Origin of the sequence: Acinetobacter colistiniresistens, from assembly GCF_024582815.1 — a bacterium.
Taxonomy (GTDB): Bacteria; Pseudomonadota; Gammaproteobacteria; order Pseudomonadales; family Moraxellaceae; genus Acinetobacter.
Genome location: NZ_CP102099.1, coordinates 1079708 through 1097364, shown reverse-complemented (window position 1 = coordinate 1097364; position 17657 = coordinate 1079708). Strand labels below are relative to the sequence as shown.

Annotated in this window: 16 protein-coding genes and 1 pseudogene; 4 read left to right on the top strand and 13 right to left on the bottom strand. The window is 42.1% G+C overall.

Annotation, left to right across the window (positions count from 1 at the left end; translation table 11 throughout):
* Positions 1-7 precede the first annotated feature (7 nt).
* The 3 genes from NQU59_RS05230 to NQU59_RS05220 form a co-directional block, all read right to left on the bottom strand.
* The gene (locus NQU59_RS05230) at positions 8-1126 is read right to left on the bottom strand and encodes a DUF262 domain-containing protein (protein ID WP_257066176.1); all 1119 of its coding nucleotides are present in this window, start codon (positions 1124-1126) and stop codon (positions 8-10) included.
* On the bottom strand, positions 1114-1242 hold the full coding sequence (locus NQU59_RS05225; protein ID WP_257065264.1) for a hypothetical protein: 129 nt from the start codon (positions 1240-1242) through the stop codon (positions 1114-1116). Before NQU59_RS05225 ends, NQU59_RS05230 begins: the two co-directional genes overlap by 13 nt.
* Positions 1243-1310: 68 nt before the next feature.
* Positions 1311-2720: an FAD-binding oxidoreductase gene (locus NQU59_RS05220; protein WP_005238444.1), complete on the bottom strand. Its 1410-nt coding sequence runs from the start codon at positions 2718-2720 to the stop codon at positions 1311-1313.
* A 347-nt stretch (positions 2721-3067) separates the two neighbouring features.
* On the opposite strand from NQU59_RS05220, the gene serA reads away from it, so the two are divergent.
* The 4 genes from serA (at position 3068) to NQU59_RS05200 (ending at position 6676) form a co-directional block, all read left to right on the top strand.
* Complete coding sequence (serA, locus tag NQU59_RS05215) at positions 3068-4300, top strand: phosphoglycerate dehydrogenase (RefSeq protein WP_005185444.1); 1233 nt, start codon at positions 3068-3070, stop codon at positions 4298-4300.
* A gap of 104 nt (positions 4301-4404) precedes the next feature.
* Positions 4405-5286, top strand: coding sequence for an EamA family transporter (locus tag NQU59_RS05210; protein ID WP_005238443.1), 882 nt, complete (start codon positions 4405-4407; stop codon positions 5284-5286).
* A gap of 16 nt (positions 5287-5302) precedes the next feature.
* Entirely contained in the window at positions 5303-5779 is a 477-nt protein-coding gene (locus NQU59_RS05205; RefSeq protein ID WP_151837768.1) for a GNAT family N-acetyltransferase, read from the top strand.
* A 39-nt stretch (positions 5780-5818) separates the two neighbouring features.
* Entirely contained in the window at positions 5819-6676 is an 858-nt protein-coding gene (locus NQU59_RS05200) for an EamA family transporter (protein ID WP_257065263.1), read from the top strand.
* A 15-nt stretch (positions 6677-6691) separates the two neighbouring features.
* Here NQU59_RS05200 and NQU59_RS05195 read toward each other — a convergent pair whose 3' ends face one another.
* The 10 genes and pseudogenes from NQU59_RS05195 to NQU59_RS05150 form a co-directional block, all read right to left on the bottom strand.
* Complete coding sequence (locus NQU59_RS05195; protein WP_257065262.1) at positions 6692-7459, bottom strand: sulfite exporter TauE/SafE family protein; 768 nt, start codon at positions 7457-7459, stop codon at positions 6692-6694.
* An 11-nt stretch (positions 7460-7470) separates the two neighbouring features.
* Complete coding sequence (truB, locus tag NQU59_RS05190; RefSeq protein ID WP_257065261.1) at positions 7471-8364, bottom strand: tRNA pseudouridine(55) synthase TruB; 894 nt, start codon at positions 8362-8364, stop codon at positions 7471-7473.
* A gap of 138 nt (positions 8365-8502) precedes the next feature.
* Positions 8503-8874, bottom strand: a complete 372-nt coding sequence (rplS, locus tag NQU59_RS05185; RefSeq protein WP_004657502.1) for a 50S ribosomal protein L19 — start codon at positions 8872-8874, stop codon at positions 8503-8505.
* Between the two features lie 193 nt (positions 8875-9067).
* Positions 9068-9808, bottom strand: coding sequence for a tRNA (guanosine(37)-N1)-methyltransferase TrmD (gene trmD, locus NQU59_RS05180; protein ID WP_005238432.1), 741 nt, complete (start codon positions 9806-9808; stop codon positions 9068-9070).
* 45 nt (positions 9809-9853) lie between these two features.
* Positions 9854-10402: a ribosome maturation factor RimM gene (gene rimM / locus NQU59_RS05175; RefSeq protein WP_005238430.1), complete on the bottom strand. Its 549-nt coding sequence runs from the start codon at positions 10400-10402 to the stop codon at positions 9854-9856.
* A 16-nt stretch (positions 10403-10418) separates the two neighbouring features.
* A complete protein-coding gene (rpsP, locus tag NQU59_RS05170) occupies positions 10419-10676 on the bottom strand; it encodes a 30S ribosomal protein S16 (RefSeq protein ID WP_004776006.1) in 258 nt (85 codons plus the stop codon).
* A 163-nt stretch (positions 10677-10839) separates the two neighbouring features.
* Positions 10840-11364, bottom strand: a complete 525-nt coding sequence (locus NQU59_RS05165; protein ID WP_010589700.1) for a type IV pilin protein — start codon at positions 11362-11364, stop codon at positions 10840-10842.
* Positions 11357-15870: pseudogene (locus NQU59_RS05160) on the bottom strand (pilus assembly protein PilY). The gene NQU59_RS05165 and the pseudogene NQU59_RS05160 overlap by 8 nt, the downstream one beginning before the upstream one ends.
* Before the next feature lie 12 nt (positions 15871-15882).
* Positions 15883-16635, bottom strand: a complete 753-nt coding sequence (locus NQU59_RS05155; RefSeq protein WP_042876170.1) for a pilus assembly PilX family protein — start codon at positions 16633-16635, stop codon at positions 15883-15885.
* Positions 16632-17657, bottom strand: coding sequence for a PilW family protein (locus tag NQU59_RS05150; protein ID WP_151837770.1), 1026 nt, complete (start codon positions 17655-17657; stop codon positions 16632-16634). The genes NQU59_RS05155 and NQU59_RS05150 overlap by 4 nt, the downstream gene beginning before the upstream one ends.

Genomic DNA, 17657 nt, shown 5'->3' with positions numbered 1-17657 from the left:
TTATTATTTAAAAAATTTGACATTGATATAAAAATTTAGCTATATGTTCAGCACCATTAATTGCAGATCTATATTTCCTATTAATCTGCTGAATTATATAATCATAATTAATAATAATATCTTCGATTGATTTACGAACCTGAATAAATTCTTTCATTTTATTTTTTTCATTCAGTAACATTATAAAGTAAGTCATTGCATAAAGCATTGCGACTTTTAGACGTCCATCTTTAGAATAAAAATATATAATTGGATGTAAACCTAGTGAACTTGCATGTGCACTATTCAATATTCGAATAAATTTCTGTGTTCTCTTGAGAACGCTAACTGTCTCTTCACCTGTTTTATCTTCATTTAGCTCTTTGCTAATCTTATTAGTAATATTAATAATATCTAAAATTAAAGGTAAAGTTGAGCTAGTTGATAACTTGCCAGCAACAGGGACATCAAGAGTACGTATTGGGGTCTCTAATTTTGGATAGAATAGTAAAGTATTTATTTCTTTTGCCAGTTGAGTAATTTGATCTTGATAGTTTTGATCAAATTTAGACCAATACTTATGCCCTGTTCCACTTCTTATAATTGCTCTAGCTGCTATACTATTTGCATTCCTTCTGTTCTCGATTAGTTTTAATTCTGTTTTATCGATTGGCGCTGCTTGTTGATTAATCTTAAAAAATGAATTCTCTGCTTTTAGAGCATTACCTTCCACCCATTGAACTTGTATTGCTAAAGAAGCTAGGTTCTTAGCTCTTTGTAGAATTTCGGGCTTAACTTTATCTGGAAATTGTAAAGCCATTTTGAAATCATCATAAGAACCAATTTCTGAATCTAATAACTTTTTAGTTTTGTCATGAATTTCTATTTGTTCTTCTGGAATTTGGCTATCAAAGAAATATTTAGACATTGTCCCATTTCCATAGTCACTATTTATCCAGGCAGATAAGGAACTAAGTCGATGAGCCCCATCAATAACAAAAACAAATCCCCCAGTACTTCTCCATAGAATTAGTGCTGGTATTAGTTCACCATCTAAAAATGACTTTATTAATTGACAGATTTTCTTTTCATCCCATTCATTCGTTTCTCTTTGAAAATCTGGTTTCCTAAGATTTAAAAAAAGAATGAATCAGACTTTAAATCTTCAATTGATAATGTATTTTTCTTAGTTCCAGAATTTGTAACTTCTTCTATTTCGAAATCTTCTCTTGGAATAAGTGCATCTAAATTTACTTTACTCATTATATTACTCAATAAAAAGCATATCCTAAGATATGCTTTTAACAGAGATTATTCTATTTAATCAAGCATTAAAGATCAAATAATTTGCCTGGGTTCATAATCCCATTCGGGTCAAACGCCAACTTCAATGCTTTCATATATTCAATTTCTTCAGGCGAGCGAGAGTAGCCTAAATACGGTTTTTTAGTCATGCCCACACCATGCTCGGCAGAGATCGAACCATCATATTTTTTCACGGTTTCAAACACATATTTATTCACCACCTGACACTTGGCAAAGAATTCATCTTTGGTCAGATTTTCAGGTTTGAGAATATTTAAGTGCAAGTTACCGTCACCAATATGACCAAACCAGCAGATTTCAAAGTCAGGATAGTTATCTTGAACAATCGCATCAATTTCACGAATAAATGCAGGCACATGGGTAATTAATACAGAAATATCGTTTTTGTATGGAATAAACGGCGCAATTGATTCAGAAATATCTTCGCGTAAACGCCATAAGCTTTCCACTTGATCAAGGCTCTGGCTCATGACACCATCAAGCACCCAACCTTGCTCCATACAATGCTCAAAAATCTGCATTGCCTTGTCGACAATCGGCTCATACGGTGCTTCAAACTCAAGCAATACATAGAATGGGCATTGCGTTTCGAATGGGCGTTGTACATGACCACGATCGAGTACTTTTTGCATTGCAAGCTCACCAAAGAACTCAAATGCAGTTAAGTCGATATCTTTCTGGAACGCATGCAGTACAGGCATCACCGCATCAAAATCAGGCACACCTAGAACTAGAACCTGTAGGTTCTGCGGCTGACGCTCAAGCTTGATTTCAGCTTCAGTCACGAGACCCAATGTGCCTTCACCACCAATAAACAAGTGCTGAAGCGAATAACCAGTCGCATTCTTGATCATGCCTTTGTTTAAACGCAGTACGTCACCTTTGCCCGTCACCACGGTTAAACCAAGCACCCAGTTACGGGTCATACCGTACTTGATCACTTTAATCCCGCCCGCATTGGTACCAATATTGCCGCCAATCTGGCTAGAACCTGCTGAAGCAAAATCGACTGGATAGTACATGCCCTGTTGTTCGGCATAATTCTGTAATTGCTCAGTCACCACGCCTGCTTGCACACGTACCATACGATCTGCGGGGAAGAACTCAAGAATCTGGTTCATCTTGTCAAAGCTAATCACGATCTCGCCATTAGCAGCTACTGCACCCGCTGAAAGACCAGTACGACCGCCCGATGGGGTAATCGCGACATGAAATTGATTGGCAAGTTTAACAATGGCCTGCACTTGTTCAGTGCTTGAAGGGAAAACGATGACTGATGGGTTCGGATCAAAATGTTTAGTATGATCTCGTCCCCAATTTTCTAAACTGTCGGCATCGGTTTTAATTCGGTTTTCACCCACAATTGCCGTTAATTGGGTCAATAACTCAGGTGTTAAAGCGACTGAAGCATTCATCGTTTACAGGCCTAGCAAGAAGTAAAGATAGAGCATTTGAATAACAACATAATATTTTTCAATATCTTAAAATGCTGTATTCAACATATAGAAACTCGGCAGAACAGCGCAAACCTGATGTTTTCAGATTTGACTATCAGATCTCTGCATTTTACATAGAAGCAGGCATGGGATAAAGCTTAGGATAAAGATACTGTAATAACAAAATGTGTTTAACCAGTAAAATTCAGCACTCACTGAAAAATTCTCAGCAATTCTGCTGCGGGAATTTTAAACCAAATATTTATATCTCAAAGCTCTATGCTATAGTACTGCAACTAAATTTTGGCCTTTGTAGCGGAGCCGTAATGAGCCAACATCTATCACTACCTAAAGACAAAATCCGTTTCCTTCTGTTAGAAGGTGTGCATCAAAATGCCATCGATACTTTAAATGCAGCGGGTTATACCAACATCGACTACCACAAAACTGCGCTTGAAGGCGACGCTTTGAAAGAAGCGGTTAAAGACGCGCACTTCATCGGTATTCGTTCCCGTACTCAATTGACTGAAGAAATCTTTGCAGCTGCGAACAAATTGATCGCGGTTGGCTGTTTCTGTATTGGTACCAACCAAGTCGATTTAAAAGCGGCAATGTCTCGTGGTATCCCTGTTTTCAACGCACCGTATTCAAATACACGTTCGGTTGCAGAATTGGTTCTTGCTGAAACCATTTTGTTACTTCGTCGTGTGCCTGAAAAATCGAAAGATACTCATGCGGGCGGTTGGAATAAAGCTGCGGTGGGTTCGTTTGAAACTCGTGGTAAGACTTTAGGTATCGTCGGTTACGGCTCGATCGGTTCACAACTTTCTGTATTGGCAGAAAGTTTGGGTATGAAAGTCATCTATTTTGATGCTGTGACTAAATTGCCATTGGGTAATGCACGTCAAGTGGGCTCTTTAGATGAACTATTAGAAACTGCGGATGTGGTGACTCTACACGTTCCAGACGTACCATCTACGCGCAACTTCTTCAAGAAAGAACAATTCGCGAAAATGAAAAAAGGCTCAATCTTCTTGAACGCAGCACGTGGTACTTGTGTGGTGATCGAAGATTTAGCTGATGCGATCAAATCTGGTCACATCGCAGGTGCCGCAGTTGACGTATTCCCGAAAGAACCAAAAGCCAATGGTGAAGAATTCTTGTCTCCACTTCGTGGTTTAGACAACGTGATCTTAACCCCGCACGTGGGTGGTTCGACCATGGAAGCGCAAGCGAACATCGGTTTGGAAGTGGCTGAAAAATTCGTTGCTTATTCAGACAAAGGGATGACCCTTTCTGCGGTGAACTTCCCAGAAATCGCATTACCACTTTCTGATGGTCAGCATCGTTTACTTCACATCCACAAAAACGTGCCAGGTGTATTATCGAAAATCAACACCTTGTTCGCTGAACAAGGCATCAATATCTCTGGTCAGTCGTTAATGACTAAAGGTGATATCGGTTACTTGGTAATGGATGTTGACGCATCTGCTTCTCAAGAAGCGCTGGATACCTTGAACCACGTTGAAGGCACGATCCGCGTTCGCGTATTGTTCTAAACAACATTTAGAACAATGCTAAAAAAGCCACAGCATTCGCTGTGGCTTTTTTATAGGCGTTTGACTTATTATGTGAATATTATACTGAATGTTAAAAAAATAAGATGTCTAGCCCTGTACTAAAAACACCACTCCATGCTTTATTGCTGTTGATGATTGCCATGTTGTGTGTGCAAGGCAGTGGTTCTTTGGCCAAAATTCTGTTCCAAAGCTTTCCCGTCCTAACAGTCTCGGCCATGCGCCTGTTTTTTGGTGCGCTGATTCTGGCCGTGATTTTTAAAATCTGGACCATCAATTTCAAAGTGGTACGCTGGAAAGCCATTCTGACTTATGGGGTTGCCCTTGCAGGGATGAATGCCCTGTTCTATTTATCACTTGAACGCTTACCACTAGGCCTTGCCGTTGCCTTTGAATTTATCGGCCCTTTAAGTGTCGCGCTGTATCATGCTCGGCAGAAATACGACTTTATTTGGGTCGGCTGTGCCATTTTAGGCTTAATCCTGCTGTTTCCTTTGCAACAGGCACAGCAAGGTCTAGATTTGGTCGGTGTAATGTTTGCAGTGAGTGCAGGTGCATGTTGGGCGCTGTATATTATTGCAGGGCAAAAACCTTCGGGTATCTCTGGCAATCATACCGTTTGCTTAGGTATGTCAATTGGTATGCTCTGCTTGCTGCCTTTCGCACTCTTTTCAGGGGCGATTGATCGGGTCTTTGAACTACCTAATTTATATTATTTTATCGGTCTTGCGATATTAGCCAGTGCCTTACCCTTTACCCTAGAAATGATTGCGCTACGGAGTTTAACTCCGCTGAGTTTTGGTACCTTAATGAGTCTGGAACCCGCAGTGGCTGCTCTCTCAGGCTTTATCTTTCTGGGAGAAATGTTACTTTGGAATCAGTGGCTTGCCTTAGGTACGATTATCATTGCTTCGATTGGTTGTACCTTTACCACGCAACAAGCTCGACAGCAAAAAGAGGCTGGATAATCAAAGTATTCATTAAATGCATATGGAAGAATATTTAGAACTCACGTTGATGACCTTAAACACCTTGTCTGAGCAAGCAGGTAAACCCATCAACCGATCAGCTTATCTGGCCTCTTTAATGCAGGCCTCAACTCAAGGCTATCTATTCGAATATCGAAACCATCAGCAATTACTGGGTTACTTCACTGTTGAACACATGCAACAGCAGAGATGGTTTATTCCAATTTTAGTGGTTCACCCAAAGCACCGAACACGGAAGGTATTTGCTTCATTACTTGCGCAATTTATTCAATTTATTGAAGCTAAACAGGCTACAACGATCGTCAGCCACGCATTCAAAAGTAATACCTTATCTATAAAATTCCATAAACGGTTAGGTTTTAAAGTCATTCGAGAAAATCAAATTGCTTTTGAATTTCAACTCGATATCACTGAAGCCATCAAAAAGACCTGGTGTTGTTTTTATTCACAAGGAATACATTCTCATGGCTAAACACCTTATCGTCATTCTATGTATGGAGTGGCTATACACATGAAAAATATTCAGTTGGTCGCAGTACTGTACATGGTTTTATCCATGCTGTCTTATCAAATCAGTGCGTCCTTTGCCAAGCAGTTAATTGCGACACTGGATCCGCTCACTGTAACGATTTTAAGACTGTGTTTTGCTACCCTTCTGGTCGCAATCATGTTCCGCTCATGGAAAATCATTTCCAAATTGAAGGAACTAAAATGGCGAGATTTACTTTGCTATAGTGCTGCACTGGGCTGTATGAACATCTTGTTTTACACCTCTTTAGGCAAGTTACCTCAAGGCATTGCGGTGGGTTTAGAGTTTATTGGCCCACTGGGTTTGGCTCTACTCTCAATTAAACAGCGCAGCGACTATATTTGGGTGGCCTTTGCGATTTTGGGCATTGCCTTAATGGTGCCGTGGCACGATGCTCAAGCACAGCATTTTTCCTATATCGGTGCAGCATGCGCATTAGGTGCAGGGTTCTTTTGGGCCTTATATATCTATTACGGGCATCGCGTAGTGCAACAGAATATTGGCATGCATGCACTGACCATTGCCATTGGCTTATCCGCACTGACGCTCCTGCCTTTCGGACTATGGAATAATGCGCCTGTACTGCTAGACACTCAATATTGGGGCAAAGCGCTGGTGATTGCCCTACTCGCAACTGCAATTCCTTATGCCCTGGATTTAATGGCACTGAAACGCTTAAGTAAATTGAGTTATGGAACGCTGTCCAGTCTTGCGCCTGCATTAGCGGCATTAGCTGGTCTGGTACTGTTACATGAGCGCATTAGCTTGATTCAATGGGTCGCATTGGCCTGTATTATGGTAGCATCAATTGGTGTTACTTTACGCGGTGGAAAAGCTTAGTCTATGTCTAGACTTCTAGCTGGTAATGATCTGATAGCCCAATCGACAGATTAAAATACTGACCAATATCAGGAATAAAATACGGATAAAGCCACTGCCGTATTTTAAAGCCAAACGGACACCCAATAATGAGCCCGCAATATTGGCAACCGCCATCATCAAGCCCAGTGCAAACAGCACATGACCCGTTGGAATAAAGAAGCTTAATGCTGCCAGATTGGTCATGAAATTGCCAATCTTGGACAGAGCCGAAGCATGTAGAAAATCGACCTGTAAAAAGCGGATAAAAAAGAAAATAAAGAAACTGCCTGTTCCTGGGCCAAAAATACCATCATAGAAACCAATCGCTAGGCTACCCATCGCAGCCAGAAGCAGTAACTTAGGTGTAATTTTTTGATCGACGTGCACTTGCCCGAATTGCTTTTTCATAAAGGTATAAATCGCAATCACAATCAGCATGATCAAGACAATCGGTCTTAAAATATGCGTCGGCACCAATGATACACAGGCCGCCCCAATAAAAGAGCTGATAAAGGCAAATAGTGCAATCACACCCAGTAATGACCATTGCAATTTGACCCGACGTACAAATGAAAATGCAGCCGAACCTGTGCCGCAAATGGAGGCTAACTTATTGGTACCAAATAAGGTCGCAGGTGCAGTTTGTGGTAAAGCTCCCATCAATGCAGGAATCTGAATCAACCCGCCGCCACCGACGGCCGCATCAATGGTTCCCGCACAAAACGCAAAGAACACTAAAGTTAGAATCAGTTCCCATTCCATTGAAGATACTCTTATAAATTTAACAAGCGTTTTGGCACCAAACGTTTTTTATCAGTAATTTCAGCCAGTCCTAGACAACGTTCGCCGTCAAACACCAGCACTTCCGCCGCAGCTTCATGCTCAATATTGCTTTCCTGACCATTGCCGAAATATTTTTCACGCCCTTCTGGAAGTTGCACACGTGGAAAATGCTCAACAGGTGCATAGACTGGCAGCAATAACGCATCGCGTTCTTCCAGTGAAAGATCCTCTAAATATTCAATGGTATAGCTTGGATTAATCTCAAAATGGCCTGTTTGAGTACGATGCAATTGTGTTAGATGCCCACCACAGCCCAAAGCCTCGCCAATGTCTTCACCTAAGACACGAATATAGGTCCCTTTTGAGCACGTCACATCCAGCGTTAAGCTATCTTCTGTAAAATCAACCAAGCTTAAATCATAGATGGTGACTGGACGTGCTTCGCGCTCAATCTCAATGCCTTTACGCGCCAATTCATAGAGTGGACGACCATCACGTTTTAACGCTGAATACATCGGCGGTACTTGCTGAATATCACCACGGAATTGCTCAAGTATTTGTTCAATCCGTTCTTGCGTCAATGCAGGCACTTCTCTCTGTTGCAGAATTTCACCTTCAACATCACCGGTTGCTGTGGTTTGTCCCAATTTCACCGTAGTTTGATAACGTTTGCTTGAATCCAGTAAATAATGTGAGAACTTGGTGGCTTCGCCCAAACAGATTGGCAATAATCCTGTTGCCAACGGATCCAAGGCACCCGTATGCCCTGCTTTTTGTGCATTAAACAGACGACGGACTTTTTGAAGTGCAGAATTAGAGCTCAAACCTAAAGGTTTATTTAATAGGAAAACACCGCTCAAATGGCGATAAGAACTTTTTTTCATAAAAGAAAAGTCAACGTATAAAGACCTATTTTAGCAAAATCAGGTCTGAGATGATTAAAAAGAAAGTGCTTGTCGACGCAAACAGGCATAAAAAAATGCGCCAAAGGCGCATTTTTTCGCTTTAAAACAAAGTTAAAATTAACCTTGTTTACGAGCTGGTAACTTTTCACGAATACGTGCAGCTTTACCAGACAACTCGCGTAGGTAGTAAAGTTTAGCACGACGAACGTCACCACGACGTTTCACTTCGATCTTAGCAACGATTGGAGAGTGAGTTTGGAAAACACGCTCAACACCAACACCGCTAGAGATTTTACGAACTGTGAAAGCAGAGTTTAAACCACGGTTTTTCTTCGCGATTACAACACCTTCAAATGCTTGAAGACGCTCACGGTCACCCTCTTTTACTTTAACTTGAACGATAACTGTATCGCCCGGTGCAAAAGCAGGGATGTCTGATTTTAACTGTGCATTTTCAACAGCTTGAACTAAAGGATGTTTACCACTCATGTGGAATCTCCAATATGTGCGGGAGAGAAGAGGTCTCTGACACCGCTGGGAATAGAGGCTAAAGCGCATATCTCCCGTTTAACTTTCCCCTTAAGACAAAGGTCTTAAAGAGCCTATTTTTAACTTAAACCAGGTTTAAGTAGAACTCGAAGCAAAGCTTCTCGTTGGGTACAAAAGAAAAACTGATAGCAGTTTAACCTTTAGAATTTTTTAACCATTTAATTTGCTGTTTGGTCAACTCTACTTTTTCCACCAGTTCTGGCCGACGCTCTAAAGTTCGTTGATAACGCTGCAAAAAACGCCATTTTTCAATATTGGCATGATGTCCTGATTTAAGTACCTCAGGCACATCCAGCCCTTCAAAATGATCTGGCTTGGTATATTGTGGACAGTCCAGTAAACCATCTACAAAAGAATCTTGTATCGCAGATTGCTCGTCAGACATGACATTCGGCAATCGACGAATAATACTATCCAGCAACACCATGGCAGGAAGTTCACCACCCGATAATACGTAATCCCCGATTGACCATTCTTGATCAACATAATGCTGGATTAAACGCTCATCGACCCCTTCATAACGCCCACACAATACAATCAAACCATCATAATCAACGAATTGTTGTACTGCCTGCTCATTGAGGGTCTTGCCTTGCGGTGACATATACACCACTGGGGCATGAACACAACCGACTTGCATTGCAAGTTGTTTGGCATGGCTAATTGCTTGTGCCAAAGGCTCAGCCATCATCACCATACCAGGGCCACCACCGAAAGGACGTTCATCCACTCGTTTGTAATTGCCCTCAGCAAAATCTCGTGGGTTAATACAAGTCACTTGCACGATGTCACGCTTTGCTGCACGTCCGCTAATCCCGTACGCTGTAATCGCTTCAAACATTTCAGGAAACAATGTGATGACTGCAAAAAACACCGCAGACTCCTCTATTTTCCTGCTGCGCTACTGTCCCCGAAAGGATTAGTAGTCTACGCCCCAATTGACGTAAATACGACCAGCTTCAAGATCAACACGCTGTACCACATCTTTATGCCAAGGAATCATTCGCTCTTCAGCATCAATACTGTCAGGCGTCGCTTTTACGACCATGACATCATTGGCACCTGTTTCAAACAGCTCGTAGATTTGACCAAGATTGACTTCCTGCTCATCCTCTCCAAGACCTAACACGGTCAAGCCTTTAAGATCAGACCAGTAATACTCGTCTACATCTGCTTTTGGAAGCTGTGATTTGGCAATCCAGATATTTGCGCCAACCAAGTTCTCTGCACCAGTACGATCATTCACGCCTTTTAATGCAACAACCAAGCCTTTGCCATGTGGTTTCCAACGTTTCACATCAATTGTTTGCCAACCTGCCTTGGTCTCAATGTACCAAGGAAGGTAGTCAAACATATTGCTCATAGGTTCTGTATTAGAGTAAACCCAGAGCCACCCATTCAATCCATAAGCTGAACGTAACTGTCCAATCTGAATACGATCTTCTGGCACATTCTGTGTCGATGTCATGGGCTACCTACTACTATTACGCAGCAGTTGCAGCTTTCTTAGCTTGAGCAGCTAAAGAAGCAACACGTTCTGAAGGTTGAGCACCTTGAGCAACCCAGTGTGCAAAACGGTCAGCGTCTAAACGAACTTTTTCAGCTTTACCTTGTGCAGTTGGGTTAAAGAAACCAATACGCTCGATGAAACGACCGTCACGTGCGTTACGGCTATCAGTCACAACGATTTGATAGAATGGACGTTTTTTTGCACCACCGCGCGCTAAACGAATAACAACCATGAGAACAACCTTATAATTTTTACGGATTATCCCTGCGCCGACCATCGGCGACACTTCAAACCCCTTTCATAGAGGGCGATATTCTACGTTAAATTGACTTTGAAATAAAGATTATTTTTCGAGTTATCCACAGTTATGAATTTAATCTATAAAATCTGATAAGTTACCAGTCTTCAGCAGCATTGCCACAACTTGATGTTGTCATATTGGCTGCCGTTTTCGTCTTACATTTGAATCCTGTACTGGTCATCAGTAAGGAATAATTTCTCGGACTTTGACTGATTGCATTTAAAGACCATGCCTGAGCATTTGCTGTTAAGGTTAATGTAAATTTCTGATCACCTAGACTCGCACTCAAAGGTACAAGCAAGCTGGTGTTCGTTGCATTTGGAACAGTGTAATACGCCCCCTGATTCGCGGCCGTGCCTTTAAGCACAAAACCATCATAACTAAAATTGCGAGCCCGATGTTTTTCCAATAGCGCCGCAATTTTAAGCATTTCTTGCTGTGCTGTGGCTAAATCTGCACGGCGAATATAGACGTCATAACTGGGAATCGCGATCGCTGCAATAATTGCCACGATCGCCATCGTAATCATCAGCTCAATCAAGGTGAAACCTGAACTACGCACAATAAAACAAACATTCATTCTGAGCGTAAATTGCCGGCTCAACTTATTGTTATTCATTACGTTCATACCATGTCAGTGGAACTAATTGACGACGCATGGTATTTACCGACAGTTTGCTATTGCCAATTTTGTCTTTTGCATTTGGATTGAGCAGTTGACGCGTCAAACCATTTTTATCACCTAGACCAATGCCCGCACCGACCATCGAATCAACGATACCATGTCCAGCACCAAAGCTCATGGTCACATCCTTAACGTCTTGCTCACAGACACCAAATGGCAAACAGAACCGCTGAACAGTGGTTGCCCCATTGGCCTGAATTTTACATCCATTTCCAGCACTGGTATTTGGATTATAAACACTGGCGTAAAGACTCTTATTCATGACCACCATTTCGTTCAACACTTTGCTGCCGACCTGATTCGTCAAGCTAATTTCATTGCCTTGTGCATCCAGCTCTTTTCCAACCACTGTATTTGCCAGCACATACCAGCCGTTTGGCATCATCGCTTTGGCTTGGACCAAATTTTTCCCTTTTACATCGCCCGCAGTCAGCATGGCTTTAAGATCTGTCACCAATAGTTTTGGTGTACTGCTATTGACATTGCCTGTGGTGACAAAATTAGGACTGACCACCTCCTGATCAAACAGATTATAGATCGTACTGCTTGAATTTTTATCGCTATAAGGCAGGCTACGATTGCCTGAGGCAATGCTCAGCACAGCCAATGGTTGTTCATAGCCATAGACACTAAAATTAGGGGCTTCATAAAAACGGCTATTGCTGTCTTTAAATAGCATGCTATAACGACCACATCCTCCACCTTTTAAGCCAAGATCCTTACCTAAATCGATGCGCCAAACCTGCCCCCCTAAATCGCCAAAATATAGATGATCTGTGATGCCATCGCCATCACGGTCCACAGCATTGATACGACTCACCACACTATATAAGTCTTTCATTCTTAAGCCGAGATTACTATCTCCCTGATCACATGAAGTGCTTGCACTATCTCCGCCGGCGTACCAGAGCAAATCTCCATTATCCGCATCAAACATATAAATCATGCGGCCTCTGGTGGTATTGCTAATGCTTGGCGTGACTTTTTCATATTCCATATCATAGCCTCCCCCTACTAGCATCACGCGTTTCGCAGCACCTTTATACATTACCGTCGTAATGGTTGGCTTAGACCAACTCTGCCCCATGCTAGCTAAAACCGTATTGGTGGTGGTTTTATAGCTCCCATCTGCTTGTAGACTAATAATGCGATTATTATCTGGATCGATATGGAACTTCAATTTTGGACGAGTCAGATCACTCAGATCCAAGGCATAATAACTACGCCCCCCCATACGCAAACCACCGTAGGCAATTTGCTTTCCTTTGGCGAGGACCTGATCACCTTGTTTAATTTCGCCAACGGTTGCAACCACTGCACTACTGCTACTGCCGCTGCTCAGCGCCTTCATTCCATAGACGTATTCGCTATAGATTGTCCATGCGCCATCAATCCCGTAAGCCATATTTGCTTTAACGCCTGTCGCTTTATCCAAGAATGCCTTGCTCTGTTGAGTATTTTCCAACATTTCATTGGGTACAAAAGCAAAACTTTCTTCACCCGTTTTGGCATCAACGACATGCAATAAACCTTGCGTTGTACCAAACAGCATATAATCTTTGCGCTCTTTGATACTATTATCCGCATTAAAAGTTGCTTCTTGGGTAAGTTTGACTGGAATTGAATGCAAGTTCATGCCTACCTGCCAGTTGGTTCGATTCGTTTCAGTCAGATCTGCCGTGCTAGCCGCATTTCCGACGTTATAACCCAACAAATTCATTAACAAATAGCCTTTAGCATCTGTAACAGCAGAAGTCCCTGAACCACATTTCACATCCAGATATTTATTATTCACGGTTTTTAATGCGCCAACCTCCGTAAATTGATAAGTAGAGGTATTGGCAATTTGCTGGCAATCCCTATTCGTCAGAACCAGACGTTCTGTAATGATCGGTTTGTTCGGATCAGAATTATCCGTTTTATTTTTTAAATTTTTAAGCTTGGCTAGTACGCCACCTTTATTCCAATCTTGCACATCGTAGCTTGTTGACGTTACATCCCAGGCATCTTTCAGTTTATTAATCGAATTATCGGTTTCGACATAGTATTTTTTAAAGTTACCAAACCAACTGGCTTTTTCTGTTGGTTCAAACATACTTTTATACACTTCGTTGCTCATACGATATGGTGTTAACGGGTCTTCAGGTAGTGTTTGCAAACCAATAGGATCACCATCCGTCACCCCCAAATTATCGTGAAAATCCCGAATACTTTGTGCAATATTCTGGCTGTTGGCAGCGTTATACCAACCACCGCCACCAATGACCCCCCAACGTGCCATATTTTTGATGTCCTCTGGATTACGAGGTAATAATCGATCCAATAGACTGGTAATTCCTGTGGTTAAGCCACTCCCGATCAAGCTATTTGGCAACAGGCCATCCAGCAGTGAACCTGTTACGCCCAATAAGTCGCGAACAGCCTTCGGCACAATCCCGGTTAGCAATTGATCTTGCGCCACATTGGTACTTGAAATTTGAGTCAAGCCTTTAGTATCGGAACTACTTTCTTGTCCTGCAATATAATTGGGAAGCTGTAAAAACGACCGATCCAGTCCAATGACAGCGGTTTTAATCGGATTGGCTTTTAATGCCCGAATATCTCGGGCATAGGCACCGATACACTGCCAGGTTGCAAAATCAGTATTATCATTTGAGTTTTTATTATTTCCCAAAGTGGTCGCTTTTAAATCGGTAGAATTACATCTAAATCCCCAATTATCATTCAAGCGCCCATCTTTATATTGAATATTGAGGGTTTGACTGTTATCCAATGAGCGGGCCATTAAACGCTCCATGGCAACTTTGGTCGCATCGGATTGGCTGCCTTGCGGTTGCAATAACGAGTCCGTCAATGTCGGTGCTATCGTTGGCACCCCACCCGCAATCACCATTAAACCATTGGCATCGCATTGTGGGGCTGTCGATGGTGCCTGATAGAAGCTGCCATTGCTTTTAATCAGCGGATTAATGGTGCTGTTATTTTTCTGGCTATCAGTAAAACCACTATATTTTGCATCAACATCGGCACGGTATTCATAAAAGATTTCCTGTTTTCCGACCTGTAGAATACCCAGTAAATTTAACAGGTTGCCATCGACTTTTTTATATCCATTAGTGTTTACACCAAATAGCCCGGCATATTTCCAGTCATCGCAGGTCATGCCATCTGCTTTCCATGCCTTACATTCATAATCTGTCCATAACAGGGATATGCCACCAAGTCCCAATAACGCGTTCCGCTTGGCATATTGTCTGGCACCCGTTCCCTTGGTGGTGTTGCCTAACAAGTATGCACCTGTTTCCGCATAGGTACTGGCCATTGGGTTATTGCCGCCCAGACCTAACATGGTCAGCACATCATTCAGGGTATTATTGGTATTTTCCAGATTCAATAACTCACTCACGGCATCCAGCGGATTACTTAAAATTTTGCCCAGTGTTGCAACCACATCATTGAGTAATCCTCCCACCAGCTTAGGTACGATCATGAGTAAACTTTGCAGGCTAAACTCACCTTTGGAGTCCATATTGGCACTGGCAATATAGTCAATCATATGCTGACGATGGGTTTGAGTTTTACCGTTATAAAGATAGACATCACTGAGCAACTTAGGTTCAAAAACAATCGCACCAGCACGATCATTCAGCGTTTGGTTATAAGGTGAAATGGATAGCCCGACCATTGTACTATCTGGGATTTGATCGATATCCGGCAGCCCCCCGCTACCTTTTTTCCCTTTTAAAACATCGGTCAATGCCATACGAACGCGTGAATTTTTATCATAACAACGGTAAATTCCTACCGTAGAAGAATTGGTAATGGACTTAAGCAGGCTAATATCAATTAATGGGTCACAGGTTTCACGGATATATTGTTCGGCAGATAATCCTGTTTTCACCCCCAACAACCCACTGAGCAAGTTATCCAATAAACGTACCGTTGCATCTGTAGTAACCACCGTACAGGATTGACGCGGAAATGGATAAGCCGCATTCGGCTGTTCTGTTTTAATTTCGGCAATCGAATCAAGTAGTCCCTGACCTTGGCCATTGCCGAGTAAGCCTTTTAAAATGGCTTTATTGATCAGATCAGAGGCTTCTTTGGTGACATTAATCAAATCGGTTTGACCCGCGATCTTGATTCCCAAATTCAAGCCATTTTTACCCAATACATCAGTAACCCCCTGATCAATACATAATGGATAATCTTTAACCAAATCTAAAAGACCGGCGCCCCCCATACTCCGAGATTGATCCACCATCAGCATCAGGCGTTTCTTATTCCCTGCCGCAGGTTGATAAATTTCAATATCGCTCGCAGATGCAACAGAAGAAAGTACAAGCAGGCTGGATAGGACGCTAGAGCCCAACCACAAACACTTCATTTTGTTTTTTGTTGATTACCCTGCGTCAATTTTTTTATCTTATTATTATTCATGACATTTCTCCCTTATGAACTCGAAGGTTCAAAGTCAGACAAGAAACGATATTCTGCGACTTGTATGTTATATAACGGTTTTTCTATATTTTGTTTTAAGCAAGTAGCAACATCATTGGCACCGTTATTGTCGATACTTTTAGTTAAACAACCTTTGTTAATATCACGATCTGCTTTAAATAAAGCATCCGAAGTTAATAAGCCTTGCATCACGGACACCACATAGACCCTTAAGCGAATATTGTTTTCCGTTTTTGCTCCAAATACTTCCGTTCCACGAGATAAATCTGCAAAGGGTGCTGTAGGGTTGATTTCTCTTTTAATATAAACCTGTGTCACCACTTGTTTACGACCACTGGATTGAGAGGCTGTGTCATTGGCTGCGTTACTCGAATCAACTTTACACATCCCGGCATTGCTTGCCATCGGTTCAAAGTTGGCACTATTTAAGCGATATGCAGCTTTGGTTAGGGCAAATGGATCCGTTCCTGAAAAGCAGAAGACCAGTTCAGCATTTTTATTATTTTCATTTTTAAAGAAACCAACCACACCATTGGCAGAAGCTAAGTTTTGCTGGGTATTGGGATCCTGAAAATACATCAGTGCAGTATCCGCATTTTGTGCCAGTAGCGTCTGTATCTGATGATTACTGACCAATTTAAGCGAACTGATACTTTGCCGAATTGCCAGTGTGCCAACAATGGTAATCATCAGCACAATCATTAAGACAATAATCAGTGTTGAACCACGTTGTGCGTTTATCATGTTCCAGCCCCCCCATTTGTACAGCTTGAGCTTTTACTGCTATCACAGCCCTCTGAAACCCAACCCATTGCATTTCTCAATGAGATCGTTTGATCCACCACTTGTCTTAAATAAGTATCTTGTGATGCAGGGGTGAGATTGACCTTGGTACCGAGGACTTGGAATGGTTCTTTATTTCTTTGCTTAATGACCGACTGGTCTCCGGTCTTATCATCCGAACGTACTAACACACCGATTTGAATGGCATGTACATAAGGACGAACGGTCTGTGTAATGCCATCAATATTTTTTTTAGCTGCAGTTAAAGCCATATAATTTTTAACATCTGTATAGGCGATCATGCTATTCGCACTATTGAGCTCACCATCCATATACCCTAACCGAATCTGAAAAAGATCGACATTGGGTAAAATGACCTGACTCTCCCCCCAAACCAGTTTGAGTCGGTCTGTTGTGGTCTTTGCATCAAGCATCGCTTGTGTATATTGGGCAGCCTGACAACGTAAAGATTGACGCAAGTCCGTAGAAGTAGAACCAACAAAGTAACGCTGGATCACAAAAGTCCCATTTGCTACATTTTGACCAGAACAATCCAGCCCCCCTTGTGGTGCCTGATAACGAATCATTAACTGATCATTGGTCAATCCAGCCACATTGGCATTGCCAAAACTGGCAATCTGGTTATTCGAGAAACAATCTGTACAATTCAGGTCAATTTTCCCTCCGACATTATTCGAACTCAGTAGAATTCCAGCATAGCTGGTCTGATCATTAATTGCCGGGACGGGCGAGCTGAGATTGGCTTTACGAATATCGTCCACAATAAAGTTCAAGCCGAGACTGGCATTGTCTTGAATATGTGCCATGGCTTTTTGCAACTTATAACTGGTGATTCCTGTAATAAATAACTGGATAGCGGCAGCAACGATCAGCAACCCTAAAGTCAGGGAAATCATCAGCTCAATCAGGGTAAACCCAGCTTGAGCTTGACCAGATTTTGAATAGAAGAGGCCTGTTTCCAT